This window comes from Flavobacterium akiainvivens (assembly GCF_001278115.1).
Classification (GTDB): domain Bacteria; phylum Bacteroidota; class Bacteroidia; order Flavobacteriales; family Flavobacteriaceae; genus Flavobacterium; species Flavobacterium akiainvivens.
In genome coordinates this window covers 3676227-3693906 of record NZ_LIYD01000005.1, presented here as the reverse complement: position 1 = coordinate 3693906, position 17680 = coordinate 3676227, and the positions used below count along the sequence as shown (strand labels likewise).

17 protein-coding genes are annotated in these 17680 nt (G+C 45.7%); 7 read left to right on the top strand and 10 right to left on the bottom strand.

The annotated features are described in order from the left end of the window. Positions 1-67: 67 nt before the first annotated feature. The 5 genes from AM279_RS16600 to AM279_RS16580 all read right to left on the bottom strand — a co-directional run bounded on the left by AM279_RS16600 (position 68) and on the right by AM279_RS16580 (position 5304). Positions 68-1651 carry an efflux MFS transporter permease gene (locus tag AM279_RS16600; protein WP_054409144.1) on the bottom strand — a complete coding sequence of 528 codons (1584 nt, stop codon included), beginning with the start codon at positions 1649-1651 and terminating at the stop codon, positions 68-70. A 3-nt stretch (positions 1652-1654) separates the two neighbouring features. Next, a complete protein-coding gene (locus AM279_RS16595; protein WP_054409143.1) occupies positions 1655-2701 on the bottom strand; it encodes an HlyD family secretion protein in 1047 nt (348 codons plus the stop codon). Between the two features lie 18 nt (positions 2702-2719). Beyond that, positions 2720-4057, bottom strand: a complete 1338-nt coding sequence (locus AM279_RS16590) for a TolC family protein (protein ID WP_054409142.1) — start codon at positions 4055-4057, stop codon at positions 2720-2722. Positions 4058-4234: 177 nt separating this feature from the next. After that, on the bottom strand, positions 4235-4624 hold the full coding sequence (locus AM279_RS16585; RefSeq protein WP_054409141.1) for an RNA recognition motif domain-containing protein: 390 nt from the start codon (positions 4622-4624) through the stop codon (positions 4235-4237). A gap of 206 nt (positions 4625-4830) precedes the next feature. Then, positions 4831-5304, bottom strand: a complete 474-nt coding sequence (locus AM279_RS16580) for a DUF6252 family protein (RefSeq protein WP_054409140.1) — start codon at positions 5302-5304, stop codon at positions 4831-4833. Positions 5305-5533: 229 nt separating this feature from the next. On the opposite strand from AM279_RS16580, the gene AM279_RS16575 reads away from it, so the two are divergent. The 3 genes from AM279_RS16575 to AM279_RS16565 all read left to right on the top strand — a co-directional run bounded on the left by AM279_RS16575 (position 5534) and on the right by AM279_RS16565 (position 7467). Continuing rightward, positions 5534-6082 (top strand): 30S ribosomal protein S16, encoded by a 549-nt coding sequence (locus tag AM279_RS16575; RefSeq protein WP_054409139.1) that lies wholly within the window; start codon positions 5534-5536, stop codon positions 6080-6082. 14 nt (positions 6083-6096) lie between these two features. After that, entirely contained in the window at positions 6097-6630 is a 534-nt protein-coding gene (gene rimM / locus AM279_RS16570; RefSeq protein WP_054409138.1) for a ribosome maturation factor RimM, read from the top strand. Between the two features lie 123 nt (positions 6631-6753). Beyond that, positions 6754-7467: a tRNA1(Val) (adenine(37)-N6)-methyltransferase gene (locus AM279_RS16565; RefSeq protein ID WP_054409137.1), complete on the top strand. Its 714-nt coding sequence runs from the start codon at positions 6754-6756 to the stop codon at positions 7465-7467. Here AM279_RS16565 and AM279_RS16560 read toward each other — a convergent pair whose 3' ends face one another. Continuing rightward, positions 7468-8259, bottom strand: coding sequence for a tetratricopeptide repeat protein (locus AM279_RS16560; protein WP_054409136.1), 792 nt, complete (start codon positions 8257-8259; stop codon positions 7468-7470). 215 nt (positions 8260-8474) lie between these two features. Between AM279_RS16560 and AM279_RS16555 the strand changes: the two genes are divergently transcribed. Further along, complete coding sequence (locus AM279_RS16555; protein ID WP_054409135.1) at positions 8475-9653, top strand: acyl-CoA dehydrogenase family protein; 1179 nt, start codon at positions 8475-8477, stop codon at positions 9651-9653. A 311-nt stretch (positions 9654-9964) separates the two neighbouring features. On the opposite strand, the gene AM279_RS16550 is transcribed toward AM279_RS16555, so the two are convergent. Together AM279_RS16550 and AM279_RS16545 are read right to left on the bottom strand one after the other, a co-directional pair. Continuing rightward, complete coding sequence (locus tag AM279_RS16550) at positions 9965-11122, bottom strand: FAD-dependent oxidoreductase (RefSeq protein WP_054409134.1); 1158 nt, start codon at positions 11120-11122, stop codon at positions 9965-9967. Positions 11123-11146: 24 nt separating this feature from the next. Next, a complete protein-coding gene (locus AM279_RS16545) occupies positions 11147-11902 on the bottom strand; it encodes a helix-turn-helix domain-containing protein (RefSeq protein WP_054409133.1) in 756 nt (251 codons plus the stop codon). A 305-nt stretch (positions 11903-12207) separates the two neighbouring features. On the opposite strand from AM279_RS16545, the gene AM279_RS16540 reads away from it, so the two are divergent. Continuing rightward, positions 12208-12993, top strand: a complete 786-nt coding sequence (locus AM279_RS16540) for a DUF3050 domain-containing protein (protein ID WP_054409132.1) — start codon at positions 12208-12210, stop codon at positions 12991-12993. Positions 12994-13270: 277 nt separating this feature from the next. On the opposite strand, the gene AM279_RS16535 is transcribed toward AM279_RS16540, so the two are convergent. Together AM279_RS16535 and AM279_RS16530 are read right to left on the bottom strand one after the other, a co-directional pair. Further along, on the bottom strand, positions 13271-13456 hold the full coding sequence (locus tag AM279_RS16535; protein WP_054409131.1) for a hypothetical protein: 186 nt from the start codon (positions 13454-13456) through the stop codon (positions 13271-13273). A 172-nt stretch (positions 13457-13628) separates the two neighbouring features. Then, positions 13629-13871, bottom strand: a complete 243-nt coding sequence (locus AM279_RS16530) for a hypothetical protein (RefSeq protein ID WP_054409130.1) — start codon at positions 13869-13871, stop codon at positions 13629-13631. Positions 13872-14179: 308 nt separating this feature from the next. On the opposite strand from AM279_RS16530, the gene AM279_RS16525 reads away from it, so the two are divergent. Continuing rightward, positions 14180-16192, top strand: a complete 2013-nt coding sequence (locus tag AM279_RS16525) for a M43 family zinc metalloprotease (protein ID WP_054409129.1) — start codon at positions 14180-14182, stop codon at positions 16190-16192. 325 nt (positions 16193-16517) lie between these two features. Continuing rightward, positions 16518-17675 (top strand): Mrp/NBP35 family ATP-binding protein, encoded by a 1158-nt coding sequence (locus AM279_RS16520; protein ID WP_054409128.1) that lies wholly within the window; start codon positions 16518-16520, stop codon positions 17673-17675. Positions 17676-17680 lie beyond the last annotated feature (5 nt).

Here is a 17680-nt window from a genome sequence, read left to right as displayed (position 1 = left end):
TTATTCGGAAAAAATAAACCCCGCACCAAAGGCACGGGGTTTACCCACAACAAAAGCCAAAAAGATATCAGCTTCCCCAAACTTTATTTTTAAACACGTCAAACGACTTCCGCACCTGACGGTTGAATATCAACAGCACCACTACCCCAAGAAGCACATAGCCCGTTACAGTGAAAATTTCCATATTGGTAAGCAGCACCGCCTGTGTGCGGGCCGATTGCGCCAGGCTTTTCAGCGAAAGCGTGTAGGCTGCATCATCAGCATAGCCTTTTGAGGCGAATTTTTGCACCCCTGCAGCCAGCCTTTCCTGCGTTTGAGGGCTTTCGGGCAGGGCCGATATGATGAGTTTCTGGAAATGCTTTTGCGTGAGGTATACCTGCGCATTCTGCATGATGCAAAACCCTATGGTACTGCCCCAAAAGCGCCCCATTACACCACTTGTACCCGAAAATGGCGCCAACTTACCCGGAACTGATGATACCGTAAACAACACCAGCGGCACAAACAAAAAGCCAACAGCAAACCCTTGTAGTATATAAGCCGGAGCCAAATCAGGCAGGGCTAAATCAGGCACAAACAGAAAGGTCATCCATAAATGATGCACAGCAAGCAGCAGGAAACCGGTTATAAAAATTGTCCGGCTGGCTACTTTTTGCGCCAGGCATATCCCCGCAAACAGCATCCCCAATGCATTACCTGCCACGTTTATAAACTGCACACCGGCCACACGGGTGGGCTCCCAACCCCAAATGGTAAGCATACTGCTGTGGCAGATGTTTAAAGTGGCCCGGGCAATATAAAGTATAATAAACAGGTACACGCCAATGCGCAGGTTGGGGTATTTAAACACCGAAAGGTCAAAAGCCGGGCGCTTAATTGTTATCTGCCTCATAAAAAACAATGCCCCAAAAAGCAGGAAAATAACGGTAGCCCAAACAATCTGGGCGCTCTGGAACCAGTATTTTTTTTCGCCGTAAATAAACACAAAAGCACCGGATAGTATAGTAGCATGTACCAGTACAAAACTGGCCCAGTCTAACTGGTAAAGCGGTATTTTTTTATGGATGCGATGGCTTTTAAACGTAGCCAATATAAGCGCTACACACACTACCTGAAACAATGCCGAGCCCCACGCCATGTACTTCCAGTCGTAATTATCGAGCAGGTATACGGCCAGGTTCATTACAAAAGGCGATGCAAGCAACAATGCCGCATAGGTAAAGCTAAAGCCAATAATGGTGGCATTGCGCGATGTAAACCTGCTAATGAGCAACTGGCGCATGGGTAGCCACGGCAGGGCCATGAGCACCCCTTCGGCAGCGCGGAGTACTATGAACAAGGCGAAGTTTTTGGTATAGCCTGAAAGTACGAATGTTATGGCCGAAAGGCTGAATATTACCAAAAAGTAGTTTTTTGCCGGGAAGTATTTAAACAGCCTGCTTTCTACCAGTAGCGTAGCGAGGAATGTGCCGTACGTAACACACAGCGAAAATTGCAAATCCTCCACCTCTACATCAAGAAAACTGGCCGAATAGGTTACATTACTGGTATACACCCCCAGCAGCACCATGCAGTGGAGCAGGCAAAAAAACAGCACCGTTATACTGAGCCAGTTGGGCACCCAGGCCTTAAAAACCCCTTTTTGAGACATGGTTTAGCGGTGTTCGGCTATTACAATAACATTCATGCCTGCACGGAGAAATTCAGCGCCTTCATCTTCCTTCAGCACGATTTTAACCGGGATGCGCTGCTCAATCTTTACAAAATTACCGGTGGCGTTATCGGGCGGCAATACCGAAAACCGTGCCCCGCTTGCCGGCGACAGCGATTGTATAATACCCGTAAACTCCCTATCACCCAAGGCATCAACCGCAAGGGTAACTTCACTGCCTACTTTTAAATACTCCAGCTGGGTTTCCTTAAAATTAGCCACTACCCATTTTTCGCTGCTTACCACATTTACAAGTGTTTGCCCCTCTTTAACCAACTGCCCGGGCTGTAGCGTACGCTTGCCCACATAACCATCATAAGGCGCTGTAATAACGGTATACGAATAGAACAATGCAGCGTTTTCGGCTTCAGCTTTCTTAGCCATATATACCGCTTCGGCTTCAGGTATTTTAGTACCTGCCTGGCGCGTATCGAGGCCTGCACGGGTAATGCTGTTTTTTATTTCATTGTAATGAGACAGTGCCGCATCATAATCGGCCTGCACGCGCTCTACCTGTTGCAGGGTAGCCGCCTGTTCTTTGTACAGGGCGTTATAACGTTCCAGCTCCTGTTGCGCCTTTACCATTACCGCCTTAGCACCCGGCAACTTAGACTGCTCCACAACATCCTGCCCTGCGGTGGCAACAGCCGCATGGCGGCTTACGTTAATGGCGCTTTTGGCCGTAAGCTCATCGGCTACAGCCTTATCAAGACGGGCTTTGTACTCGCGGTTGTCTATTACAATCAGTGTATCGCCTTTGTGCACAAACTGGTTCTCCTGAAAACGCACTTCCTTTATATACCCCGAAATACGTGCTGCCACGGGGGTTATGTATTGCTCTACCTGGGCATCGTTAGTTTCTTCGTGGTTGCGGTAGTACACAAAAAACCAGGTTGCCAGCACAATGCCGCTAACAACCATAACCATAGAAACCACAGTAACAACGGTGTGCAAATATCCCTTTGAAGTGGCGGGACTAAAAAGTTTCATAATCTATATAGGGTAAGGTTAATTTGCAAAAGAAATACCTGCCGTATGCAGCAGTTCATAATACTTCATAACAGCATCAATACGCGCCGAAACGTGGTCAAACTTTGCCTGTAACAGGGCATTATCGGCATCAATCATCTCGGTTACCACCACTAGGCGGTTAAGGTATTGCAGCTTTACAAGGCGGTAGTTTTCGGTAGCCAGGTCCAGGGCGGCATCAGTTACCTTAAACTTGTCTTTTTGTTCCAGGTATTGCGTGTATTGCCTAAAGATGCGGTCGTGCACCTCATCGGCCACAATATCAGCTTCGCGGGAAGCAGAATCGGCCCTTTTCTTAGCCACCGAAACTTTAGTGCCGTTTTTATAAAGGCCACTTATATCATACACCAGCTGCACACCTACCTCGCCAAAACTGTAGGGATTCCAGTGCGGCGGGAACAGTAAAAAGTTGGGGTAGCTATACGTATAGCTGCTGTACAGGCTTATGGTGGGGTAGTAATTGGCTTTGGCATTTTTAACATCAAGCAGGCTTATGTTAGTATACAGTTCAGATGCCTTGATTTCTTCATTAGCCATAGCCGTATTTTGAAGCAAGGCAAAATTCAGTTCGTTGCCCACATTCAGTATATCGAGCGTATCTATAGCAAGCCCCTGTTCTTCAGGATAATGCAGCAGGGTACGCAGCTCATCATAAGCCACCTCAATATCTTTTTGGTTATTAAGCAGCAGCAACTCCCGGTCGGTTAGCTGAAGCTTGGCGCGAAGCACCTCGTTTTTGGTAACAATGCCGTGCTTAAGCAACGATTCTACTTCTTTAAGGCGCTCTTTTTCTTCTTCCACATTCTCCACCAGCAGTTTGTCGAGTTGCATAAGCTTGTAAATATCAAGATACAGGGCCGCCACCTCAAGGTTTACATCTTTCTGGGTTTGCATATACTGCAGGCCGGAAACATCGGCACGGAGCCCTGCTTTGCGTATATCGTTCTTTATTTTATTACCCTGATAAACGGGCAGGCTTGCACCAAGGGTAAAGTCGTATTTATTATTGTGGATAAAGGTTACTTCACGTCCGCTTAACACACCCTTTACAAACTCTGTAATATTTGTGCGCCGGGCAAAGGCGGTATGAAAGTCAAGGCTTGGCAGTTTGCGTTCACGGGCTTCGGTTACTTCTTCCCGCGCAATTTCTTCTTCAATTGCAGCGCGAACAACCCTGTTATTATTACCCTGAGCCACGGCAAGCGCCTGCTTAAGGGTTAAAGCCTCAGAACCATTCTGGGCATACGCTTTTGGCATTATTGCATTTACAAACAAAACATTTACCAAAAGCAGCGGTAGCAACTTGTGCGGGTGCATAATTATATATCAAAATACAGGTGCAAAGTTATTATGCATTCGCAGAGTCTTACAAAAATAAAAAAGACAAAGTTTTATTTAAAAAAGACAAAACAAAACCGCAATCATTTTCGGGTGGCAGAAAACAAAAAACCGGCTAAAAAGCCGGTTTTTAAAGAGAAGATAATATTTTTTATATTAGTAGCGTCCACCACGGTTGTAATCACCACCGCCGCTGTTACGGTTGTAGCCGCCACGGTCTCCGCCGCCGCCATAACCACCACGGTTGTTGTCACGGTTAAACCCGCCACCACGGTTGTTGCTAAAGCTCCTTCTTTCCTGCTGCGGCCTTGGCTCGCTCTTGTTTACTACAATGTTCCTGCCACCAAGCAAAGATCCGTTCAGCTCGTTAATAGCTGCTTCACCTGCTTCGTCATCAGACATTTCAATAAAACCAAAACCTTTGCTCCTGCCGGTTACCTTATCTGTAATAATTTTTACAGAATCTACTGTGCCATAAGCCTCAAATGCTGCTTTTAAATCTGCCTCACCCAGGCTAAATGGAAGGCTTCCTACGAAAATGTTCATAAAACTGAATTAATTGTTATTCTATTAAGGTGTTTGTACTCTGCCCGTTTAATTATTTTTTTTCGCAGGCTTCTACAAATGTAACTTTATTTAATTACAAAATGCTTTTTTCTAAATATTTAATAAAACTTTAATACTGCAAAATGTTATATAAAAACAAAGGCTCTTAAAAGAGCCTTATATTAAAGTAATGTTTTATCCATATATTATTGTGCAGGGGCTATAGGTACTTTGTAAAAAACACCTTCCTGGAAATACACCTGCTCGCTGTTATCTCCCACAGCCGCAAAGCGGAAAGTTCCTGTAATAAAACCCGCATCTACGTTAGTTTCCTCCGGGTTATCGCTAATTGTTATAGTACCCTGGCCTACACCGGCACCGGTTTGATATGTTTCTGTTTCAGATTCTATCACAAGCACATAAGAGGCTTTATCGGTCTCATTTACACCTAATGCATAGGTACCCGGAGCAGTATTAGCCGTTTTTAAAACCAGGGTTTCAAAACCATTGGTAGCGTTTAATGTTAGAGAGTTGTCTGAGCCCTTAACCGCAGAAAACTGAGTAGCCCTCCATAACTCATTGTTTTTAAGAGCCTGAACAGCGGGTGTATTAAACTGTATATCTTCTTCACATGAGGTTAATCCGGCCAGCAACACTAAAAGATACAAAAACTTTTTCATTAATTATATTGTTAGAAGGGGTCAATCAACTTTTACAACGACAAAAATAGTTTTTTATGGCATATAACCTAATCAAAAATAAATAAATCACAATAAAATTTAATATTATGAAATCTCTAAAGTATTAAAAATCATAAAATGTGGTTTTTACCATATTTGTATCATATGTTTTTATATATTTGCACCCTTAAATAATCAGGGGTCGGGTACCCCACTAAATCTTAATAAGATGCCTGTAAAAATCAGACTACAACGCCACGGTAAAAAAGGAAAACCGTTTTACTGGGTGGTAGCGGCAGACAGCCGTTCTAAGCGTGATGGTAAATTCCTTGAAAAAATAGGAACTTACAACCCTAACACTAACCCTGCAACTATAGACATCAACGTTGATTCAGCTGTACAATGGCTACACAACGGTGCTCAGCCTACAGATACTGCAAGGGCTATCCTTTCTTACAAAGGTGCACTTTTAAAACACCACCTTGATGGCGGTGTACGCAAAGGCGCCCTTACACAAGAGCAGGCAGATGAGAAATTTGCTAAATGGGTAGAAGAAAAAGGCAACAAAGTTCAAGGTAAAAAAGACGGCCTTGCTACTGCTAAAGCTGATGCTAAAGCAAAAGCTCTTGAGGCTGAGAAAAAAGTTAACGAAGACCGTATTGCTGCTGCAAAACAAGCTGAGGCTGAACTTGCTGCTGCCGCTGCCGCAGAAGCTGCAACTGCTGAAGGTACTGAGGAAACTGCTTCTGAAGAAAACACAGAAGAAACCCAAGCTTAATTTATACCCGGCGCATGCGTAAATCAGATTGTTTCTATTTAGGCAAAATAGCCAAAAAATTTAGCTTTAAGGGAGAGGTTCTGGCCTGGCTGGATACCGATGACCCCGGGTATTTTGAAGACTTACAGATGGAATCGGTGTTTGTTGAATTAAACAAACACCTGGTTCCATTTTTTATTGAAAGCAGCCGCCTGCACAAAAACGACTTCCTTCGTATAAAATTTGAAGAGGTAGACAGCGAGGAAGATGCCGACCGCATTTTAGGCGCAGCGCTTTACCTGCCACTAAACATGCTACCCAAGCTGGAAGGCGACAAATTTTACTTTCACGAAATCATTGGTTTTAAAGCCGTAGACGAGCGCCTTGGCGATATAGGCATTATTACCGGCGTAAACGACAATTCAGCACAGGCCCTTTTTGAAATTAAAAAAGGCGATATTGAGATACTCGTACCCATGATAGACGACTTTATTGTTAAGGTAGACCGCGAAAACAAGGCTATTATACTCAACACCCCTGAAGGTCTGGTTGACTTATATTTGGGTTAGTTTCAGGTTTAAAGTTTAAAGTTTCAGGTTGCCACTCAAACCCTACAATAGTCTATCATCTTTCATCTATTATCTCTAAGTCTTTCTCTAACAATCGAATAATCCAAAAATCTAACAATCCAGATGTCCGATTTTCGTTTCAAGCAGTTTACCATCCACCAGGACAAATGTGCCATGAAAGTAGGTACCGATGGCGTTTTGCTGGGCGCATGGGCTCCCGTGGCACACAACCCTTATAATATACTGGATATTGGCGCCGGAACCGGACTTATAAGCCTTATGGTTGCGCAACGCACTTATGCTGAACAGATCGACAGCATTGAAATTGATGCCGATGCCCATGAGCAGTGCATTGAAAACTTTGAAGCATCACCCTGGGGCGACCGCCTGTTTTGCTACCACGCCAGCCTTGACGATTTTATGGAAGAATGGGAAGAAGAGTATGACCTGATTGCGAGCAACCCGCCTTTTTATACCGAAGACTACACCAGTGGCAACGAACAGCGCGACCAGGCACGGTTTGCGCAATCACTTCCATTTGAAGACCTTGCAGAAGCCAGCGGTATTTTATTGAGCGAAAACGGTGTGCTTGCTGTGATACTACCCTACAAGGAAGAAGCCCGTTTCAGGCTACTGGCGCAGGAAGAAGGCTTGTACCCATTTAAAATCACCCGTGTAAAGGGTACCCCTGAGAGCGAAATTAAACGCAGCCTACTGGCATTCAGCCGTTTTGAAACAAATGACATTGCCATAGATGAACTGGTTATTGAAACCGCCCGCCACCAGTATACCCCTGAATACATACAACTTACACAGGATTTTTACCTGAAAATGTAATTAGTTTTTTGACACTATCTGATACGGATAGGTTTCATAAGCCACATTATCTTCATTAATGGTAAAGCCCTCTTTAGCATCCTTTTGCCATTCTTTATACCATAGCGTAGCGTTATCCATATCCTCCTTGTTATAATAACACATTGCCTTATAGTATTTTACATCGCTAAAATTATCATAATTCTTTAGCGCCCGGTCAAAAATTTTAATAGCCTCATCATAGCGTTCCTGCTCATAAACCGCTACACCATAATAAAATAACGCGGTAGGATGCACCCAGTCTTCTCCCCTAACCTGCATTTCAGCAATATAGCCTTTAAAGCACTTCTCCGCCTCAATATAATTATTAAGCTGCAGGTGGCACAGGCCTATGTAAAAATCATACGTATGGTCCATTACATAACGGTTGCCGTATCGCGCTTTACAATCCTCAAAATCAGCTATTGCCTCCTTGTATGTCTTTGCAAAAATGCATTTTATAAACGCCCTGTAATCCTGGTAGCGGTTGCGGTCAAACTGCACAGCCTTATCTATATACACCATGCCTAACTCATATTTTCGCTGCTTAAAAAGCGGCATTGCCTTTTGCTGCCACAGGTAGGCTATAGTGCTGTCTGCCTGAAGCCCTTCGTCAAGGCATTGCTGCCATTTATGCGAAAACAGCGGCTGTTTATGCGCACAGCTATCGGCATACTGTTCTATGATTTTTTGGTGTTTTTCTGATGTCTGGGCGCTGAAAGAAAATGATATTAACATACAAATCAGCACAATAGGAGATAATTTTAGTACCATAATTAGATGTGGTTAGTAGTCTTAAAACGCAATAAACCGTTATATATTGAGATTATGAAGGATTTTTCTTAACTCCTTGCCTAACCCTACCCCTTCTTTCAACAAAGCGCTTTAATATTTCACAAAAATTGAATTTACATCGAAATATTGAACATTTTTTTATTGAATTGTTAGTTTTCTTTAATTACATTTGTTTCGTAACTAAACACAAGCAAATGAAACCCGATCTATTTCAGGCTCCTGATTATTACCTACTTGACGACTTGCTTACTGACGAGCACAAAATGGTGCGCGACGCTGCCCGCGAATGGGTTAAGCGCGAAGTAAGCCCTATTATAGAAGATTATGCCCAAAAAGCCGAATTCCCTAACCAGATAATCAACGGGTTAGCCGAGATTGGTGCTTTTGGCCCTTACATCCCGGAGGAGTATGGCGGGGCTGGCCTTGACCAGATTAGCTACGGCCTTATCATGCAGGAAATTGAGCGTGGCGACAGCGGCGTGAGGTCTACCGCATCGGTACAATCATCATTGGTAATGTACCCAATATGGAAGTACGGCTCTGAAGAACAGCGCGTTAAATATCTACCTAAGCTGGCCAGCGGCGAATTTATGGGCTGTTTTGGCCTTACCGAGCCTGACTACGGCAGCAACCCCGGCGGCATGATTACCAACTTTAAAGACATGGGCGACCACTACCTGCTTAACGGTGCCAAAATGTGGATAAGCAACGCCCCGTTTGCCGATATTGCAGTGGTATGGGCTAAGGATGAGGCCGGTAGGATTCACGGGCTTATAGTAGAGCGCGGCATGGAAGGCTTCACTACGCCCGAAACCCACAACAAATGGTCGCTAAGGGCTTCAGCCACAGGCGAATTGATATTTGATAACGTTAAGGTACCTAAAGAAAACCTGTTGCCTAACAAATCAGGTTTGGGCGCACCGCTTGGATGCTTGGACTCAGCACGTTACGGTATTGCATGGGGTGCTATTGGTGCCGCTATGGACTGCTATGACACTGCCCTGCGCTATAGCAAGGAGCGCATACAGTTTGACAAGCCTATAGGTGCTACACAGCTACAACAGAAGAAGTTAGCCGAAATGATTACCGAAATTACCAAAGCGCAGCTGCTTACCTGGAGGCTGGGTGTTTTGCGCAACGAGGGCAAGGCTACCAGCGCGCAAATATCTATGGCTAAGCGCAATAACGTTGATATGGCCCTAACCATAGCCCGCGATGCCCGCCAAATGCTGGGCGGCATGGGCATTACCGGCGAATACAGCATTATGCGCCACATGATGAACCTGGAAAGCGTGGTAACCTACGAGGGTACCCACGACATCCACCTGCTTATTACAGGTATGGATGTAACCGGGTTTGCAGCCTTTAAATAAGAGCTTAATTTTTCACTTTTTGCATATAAACCGCCTTTATGGCGGTTTTTTTATGTTTATACAATTTTAAATTGTTTTAATTAAGTACTAAAAAGCCTGTCTTACGTCAAAAAAGGCGCAAAAAGGGTTAATATTTCACAATTGGAGTTTGAGTTACGTTACAAATGCACAAAACCGGGCAACAGGGGTGTATATGGAGTGAAAGATTAAAATTTGGTTAGGAGTTAAGGGTTGGGGGTTGATTTAAAGTTGTAGACATATACATTTCGAACTTTAAAAACAACTCCCAACCCTTAACCCTCAACTTAAAATTATACCCCCTGAAAAAATGCCAGCATGTCCTGTAGGGCAGTTGGCGAATGCATTTTCTCGCCGTTGTCTAACGATTCCTGTGCTATTACCGATGCCCTTTTGCGCATATTGGTTTCATAAGCAGCAATGGCATCTAACAGGGTAGGATATGTATCTGCCGTCAGGCATTCGCACAGCTCAAGGGCATCCAGCATGGCCATGTTAACCCCTTCACCGGCAAAAGGCGGCATAAGATGTGCGGCATCGCCCAGCAGGGTAACGTTAGGCTGCGCCTCCCACTCCTGGTCTAACGGCATGCAGTAAATGGGGCGTGGTATAAACGGTAGGGCATTATTAGTAAAGAGTTCGTGCCAAAAGCTGCTCCACTCAGGGTAGGCCGTTTTAAACCAGTCCAGTACCTGCGTATTGTCTGTAAAATCAATACCACTTGTCTTAGCCCAGTTTTCATCGGTTTTAAAGCTGGCGTAAAAACCCACCTCATTATTGGCCTTCTGCCCCATAAGCAGGTTTTTAGCATTGCCAAACGCCATTATCTTACCGCCGTTTATCAGGGCTGCCACTTGCGGAATGGCATCCGGGGCATTGTATACATTACCCTCAAGCATCGTAATACCGCTGTAAAACGGCTTTATATCCGTCACATACGGCCTTATTTTAGAGTTGGCGCCATCGGCAGCCACCACTACATCGGCATAAGCGGTAGTACCGTTTTTAAAGTGCAGCAGCCAGCCCTCGCCCTGCTTTTCCATCGAGATAAAATGCGCATCCCAAACCACGGTCTCCGGCGCTAACGATTCCAGCAGTATGCGGCGCAGTGCACCACGGTCAATCTCCGGGCGAAAATGCTCGTGGCCAAAGTTCTCTTCGGGCTTGTCGTGCTCGCTGTAAAACACCTCGGCACGTTCGTTGGTAATCACTTCCCTGTCGGCGCCCGGCATAAAGTTCTGCTTAAAGACTTCCAACAGCCCGGCCTGTCGAATGGCTGCAAGGCCAGAGTTTTCGTGCAGGTCAAGCGGCGCACCCTGCACCCGTGCGTTTTTATCGGCATCGCGTTCGTAAACGGTTACATCAATATGTTGCAGTTGTAAAAGGCGGGCAAGGGTAAGCCCACCGGGGCCGCCGCCCACTACGGCTATTTGTTTATTTTGTAGTTTCATGAGTATAAAAATTATACCGCAAAACTATTGCCCCTTTAAGAGTGATAATAGTACAAATCGGTCATTCTCATTTTTAGAGAGCTCCTTTGGTACCACCCCGGCAAACTTCTTTATTTCCTTAATAAAATGGTTCTGGTCGGCAAAGTCAAGCTCCGGGAACAGCTTGCCATGGGCTAAGGCCGGTAACGAAGCCCTGAAGCGTAATATGGTGCAGTACACCTTTAGCGGCAGCCCAAAGTACTGGCTAAAATACCGGTTTATCTGCCTGCTGCCCCACCCCACCTGCACTGCTAATGCCGCCACGCTTATTTCGCCGTTAGCGGCATACATAAGGCTAAACAGCTTTTCCTTGCGCCCATCTGTTTCTGCCGGAAGGCGTTGTCTAAGCGTCTCCATCGCTTTAGTATAAAAGGTATCTAAATCAGCAAAGTCGGCCGCGGTAAAACCCCAAAAGCCGTCATCCAGCTGAATACCGCTGTTTAAAAAACCGGCAATAGGCATGCCCAGCAGGTACTCCACCCCCAGCGGGGTAAAGCTTATGGTATAGGCAAGTGTATCAGGGGGCACACTGCGTTGTTCGGCTTCGGTTTCAAGCCCCAGCAGCAGCACATCAAAACCACCGTTATCATTACGCCAAAAAAACAGGTCTATACGGCCGTCGGGCAACACCACAACATCGCGCGGTGCCGCCCCCGGGTTGCCAAACACACCTATGCGCTCTACAAAGGTGGCAAGCGCCCCGCCCGGGCTTTTTGATGTAAAATAAAAACCGCCTTCCATGTTACTAAGGTAGGGAAATTGGTTGTGGGTTGAGGGTTGGGAGTTGAAAAGTTCAGAACTTTAAAAAAACAACTCTCAACCCTCAACTCTCAACCCTCAACCCTCAACCCTCAACTTATCAACAATAACCTTTTCGCACCACGCCACCCCGCTTTAACTTTACAATTAATTTCCAATAATTTCATACTATTGCCGTTGTTTTACAAAATAAGATATAACCGGGCATTATTATTGTATTGCTAAAATCAATATAAACCTGAAACCCGATAGCTATAGCTTTCGTAAATTTGTAAAAAATAAGCGCTATGGATACAGCTACTATTAACAGCCTCCTTGCCCCCCAAAGGGAGCAGCTGTTGCAACATTCTCTTTACAGCAAGGTTAAAACCATTGAAGATTTAAGGCAGTTCCTTCAGGTGCATGTATATGCCGTGTGGGATTTTATGTCGCTGCTAAAGGCACTACAGGCCAAACTAACCTGCACACAGGTGCCGTGGCTTCCGGTGGGCAACCCTGAGCTGCGCTATCTTATTAACGAGATTGTACTGGCCGAAGAAACTGACCTGGCCCTTGACGGCACACGCCAGAGCCATTTTGAAATGTACCTTGAGGCCATGGAGGCCTGTGGTGCCGATGTGACTGAAATTAAAGGGTTCCTTGCCGATGTGGTGGAAACCCAGAATATATTTGTATCTATAAAACACAGCAGGCTGCATGATGATGTTAAGGCTTTTCTTGACTTTACCTTCAGGGTGATAGACCAGGGTAAGCCGCACGAAATTGCCGCTGCCTTTACCTTTGGCCGCGAAGACCTTATTCCGGCCATGTTTACCGAGATACTGCGCAACTTCCAGGCTAACTTCCCCGAAACGGATTTGAGCAAGCTTATTTACTACTTTGAGCGCCACATAGAGCTGGATGCCGATGAGCACGGGCCTATGGCCATGCAAATGGTAAGCGAGCTGTGCGAAGGCGATGCCGCAAAATGGAAAGAGGTAGAAGATATTTCGCGCCAGGCGCTTGAAAAACGTATAGGCCTTTGGAACGCCATTGAGGAAAGCATACTGCATGCCGACCTTGCTTCGATATAAATTACAGGCCATGATTAAACAAATGCTTACTAATAATCAGTGTTAATTTGTGTAATCTGTGGCAAAAAATAAATACTCTAAGCCATACAAAAACGCAACTACCTAATCCCCGGGACACACCCCGGGGATTTTTATTTCCCCCGGCTAAAGCCGGGGGCAAATCATCCTACTCCGCTAAAGCCGGAGCAAATCATTTTAAACACAACCCTTTGTGGCCTTTAAAAATAGCACTCATTATTCTTACTTTATGTCCATTGTGCCCCTTAAATACACCTAATCAAGGCTTAATATACTCCACCACGGCATCAAGCTTAAGCCCATACCCCTGCGGGTTAAAATGTATTTTCCAAGAACCATCGTTAACCTTTTTGTAGTAAGACGTATACTTATCCCCATTATCAAACAGCAGCGCTTCAAATTCAAAACCATTATCGTTTGCAGGGGTAAGGCGCTTAAAGCCCACATAAAACCGTGCATCGGTTTTAATACTTTCTGCGTCCAGGTTAATGGTAACCCTGCCGGTATTTTTACCGTTAACCTTAAAAACAACAGGCGCATTTGTAAGCGGCCTTCCCGGTGTGCCGTCATCTGCAACATCATACAGCAGCAGTTCAAACTCTTTATCGGGCAGGTTGTCAAGTTTGGCGCGTGTTTGCCGGTTCTTTTAACCACCCCGCCGGCACACCGTCTACCAATGTAACTATTTGGGCTATAGCCGTTAGCGGTTCGGCAAGCAGCATGCCCGAGCGCAGTTTAACCTTATGGGTTTTAAGCTTTATCTTTTTATGCAGTGCCACTTCATCAAGCACAATAGTATCGTTATTTTGGGCATGGGCTGCTAAGCTAAACAGTATAAACAAGAGGAGCAGGTGTTTCATTTTTAAAACCGGTTTCTTACTGCAACGCACGGCAAACTAAACATATTGCCCCCCCGGCTAAAGCCGGGGGCAAATCATCCTATTCAGCTAAAGCCGGAGTAAATCATTTTAAACACCCTTTGTGGCCTTCAAAACAATCCTCATCACATTCTTACTTTGTGGACTTTGTGCCTTTGTGTTTAAAAAAAAACAGGAAGCCTGCATTAACAAAAAACCTTATACATTGAAACTCAACAAACTTGGCGGTTTTATAAATCTGCCTTATCTTGCCACCCTAAGGAAAAAACCATTAAATAACACAAATTATCATGATTACCATTACCCACAGGGCTGCGGCTGTTGTTGCCACGGGCTTGTTCTCGCTGGCGCTCCATGCCCAGAAACAACCTAAAAACCAGGATACTGCCAAACATTTTGGCCAAAAAGAATTTATAAGCTGCGGTACCGTGCACAGCAATGCCGCACAAAACCAGCAAAAGTTTGAACAGTGGCTTGCGCCAAAGGTGGCTGCTGCCAAAGCGGCTTCGCTTCAAAAAAGCGGACAGAACACTAACCAGGTAGTTACCATACCCGTAGTAGTGCACGTTATACACAACGGCGATGCCATAGGCCAGGACGAAAATATTTCTGATGAGCAGATATTTTCGCAAATCACGGTGCTTAATGAAGACTTCCGCCGCATGCTAAACACCCCGGGCTACAACACTAACCCTGTAGGCGCCGATATGGAAATTGAGTTTTGCCTTGCACAGCGCGACCCTAACGGGCTGCTTTCAACCGGCATTACCCGCCGTAACATGGGTAAAGCCACCTGGGAAATGGACGAGGTAGAAGTTATGAAAACCCAAACCCAGTGGGACCCTGAAAAATACCTGAACATTTGGGTAGTAAGCCAGGTAACCATACAAAACATATACCTGCTTGCCGGTTATGCGCAATTCCCTGTGCAATCAGGCCTTGAGGGGCTTACAGGCCTGCCTACCAGCGCCAATACAGATGGTGTGGTTATAGGTGCGCCTTACTTTGGGTCAGAAGAAATTTACCCGGACGGATTTTATGAGCAGGGTGTTACCGGCCGCAGCGCCACGCACGAAATAGGCCACTACTTTGGCCTGCGCCACATTTGGGGCGATGCCGAAGCGTGTGAAGGTACAGACTATTGTGCCGATACCCCCGTGCACGCAACGGCAAACCAGGGATGCCCTCCTGCCGGGTATGACTCTTGCCCGGACGAGCCGGGTGTAGACATGATTGCCAACTATATGGACTATACCAGCGATGCGTGTAAAAACGTATTTACGGCCGACCAGAAAGCGCGCATGCAGGCCGTATTGGCCAACTCACCGCGCAGGGCTTCGCTTATTACCTCTGACGGATGTGTACCGGGCCTTGTGTATGATAACGACGGCTCGCTAAACCTGCAGATTAACAGCACATGCGGTGGCGATTTTGAACCATCGGTAGTGCTTAAAAATAACGGAAACAACACCATAACATCGGCTACATTTACCTACCAGGTAGATGAGGAGGCTGCACAAACCTACTCTTGGACAGGCAGCCTTGAAAACGGCGAGGAAGAGGCTATAGCCATTACCGGCCTTACCGTTGCTGCCGGCGATCATGAGTTTACAACAGCCATGGTAACCGTAAACGGCGTAGCAGACCAGGCTCCGGCTAACGATGCCATTACCACTCCGTTTAGCGTTGCAGCAATGTATAACACCTACCAAAACATAATTGTTACCATTAATACAGACGATTATGGCGATGAAACCATTTGGGCGTTATTAGACAGCAATGACAATTTTATAGCATCTAACGCAAACCTGCAAACCGGCGTTATTAATTATTATGACAGCAACGAAACGTATGTTATAGAAGTACCGGTGCAAAGCGGCGAGTGCTATACCTTTAGCATTCTTGACCTTGCAGGAGACGGTATGTGCTGCGACTGGGGCGAGGGTTCTTACTCTGTAACCACAACAGCAGGCGACGTTATTGTAGAAGGTGGCGCGTTTGCAGACCAGGAAAACACTAATTTTGGTATAGACAGCGCACTGGGCACAAACAGCTTTAGCACCACAAACGGCATAAGCCTGTACCCTAACCCGGCTAACAGCGTTATAAGCATAGCTACACAGGGCCAAAACACCGTGCCTGATAGCTACACCGTTTACAACAGCCTGGGCCAGGTTGTAGGCAGCGGAAAAATAAGCAGCAACAACCACCCGGTTAGCATAAGCAACTATGCAAACGGCGTGTATTTTATAAAACTGCAAAGCGGCACCGCCACACAAACACTACAGTTTATAAAACAATAAGCATAAAGGTTTTACCACTAAAGGCTGTCTCACAAGGGCAGCCTTTTTTATTTACACAAACCTGTGTTGTCCCGCCTGTGTATTACCTAACATTTGCAAACAAAAAGCTTTGTGCCCTATAAATAAAACCTTTGTGTTTTTCCTTTGTGTGCCCTGTGTCTTTGTGTTTAAAAAAATAACAACCATCATCTGCAAAATATTGGCGTAACGTATCATCAAAAAAACCTAAGAAACTCAGCCTTTCAATACATAAAAACAAACTTTTCGCAGTATCTTTGCAATTTAAAACCAGTCTTAATTAGAGGCTGTTAGCTTTTTTACACACATGAAATTAGACCGCAAAGACATACTAAAAGCCCTTGAAACCATAACCCTTGCCGGAGAAGGCCAGAACATGGTAGAAAGCGGCGCAATACGCAACGTGCTTACCTTTGGCGATGAAGCCGTAGTTGAGCTTGTAATGAGTACCCCTGCCATGCACATACGCAAGCGTGCAGAGGCCGATATTGTAAAAACCATACACGAGCTGGTATCGCCCGATGTTAAGGTTAAGGTAAACGTAAAGGTAGAAATGCCTGAAAAAACCGGCACAAGCATTAGCGAACAGGCACAGCAGATAAGGGGTAAGGAAATACCGGGAATAAGCAACATTGTTGCCATATCATCGGGTAAAGGCGGCGTGGGTAAATCTACCATTACCGCTAACCTGGCCGTTACCCTTGCTAAAATGGGCTTTAAGGTAGGCGTTCTTGATGCCGATATCTATGGCCCGTCTATGCCCATAATGTTTGATGTAGAGCGCGAGCGCCCTATATCGGTAACCGTAAACGGCAAAAGCAAAATGAAACCCATAAGCGCTTATGGCGTTGAAATGCTTTCTATAGGCTTTTTTACCAGCCCTGAGCAGGCCGTTATCTGGCGTGGCCCAATGGCCGGCAAGGCGCTTAACCAAATGATTTGGGATGCCGACTGGGGTACGCTTGACTTCTTACTGTTAGACTTACCTCCGGGAACCGGCGATATCCACCTGAGCCTTATGCAAAGCCTGCCTATTACCGGTGCGGTTATTGTAAGTACACCACAGGCGGTTGCCCTGGCCGATGCCAAAAAAGGCGTGGCTATGTTCCGCCAGGAGAGCATAAACGTCCCGGTACTGGGTATTATAGAAAACATGGCTTACTTTACGCCCGAAGAGCTTCCTGAAAACAAATACTACATTTTTGGTAAAGAAGGCGCAAAAAACCTTGCTGAAGACCTTGATGTGCCCTTCCTGGGCGAAGTGCCTATTGTACAAAGCATACGCGAGGCAGGCGACTACGGCCGCCCTGCCGCCCTGCAAACCGCCACGCCTGTTGAGGCCGCGTTTGAAGAACTGGTGCGCAATGTAGTACAGGAAACCGTAAACCGTAACGAAAACCTACCTGCCACAGAGGCAATTAAAATAACCACCATGGCCGGGTGTTCGGCAGTTAAAAAGAAATAATCATG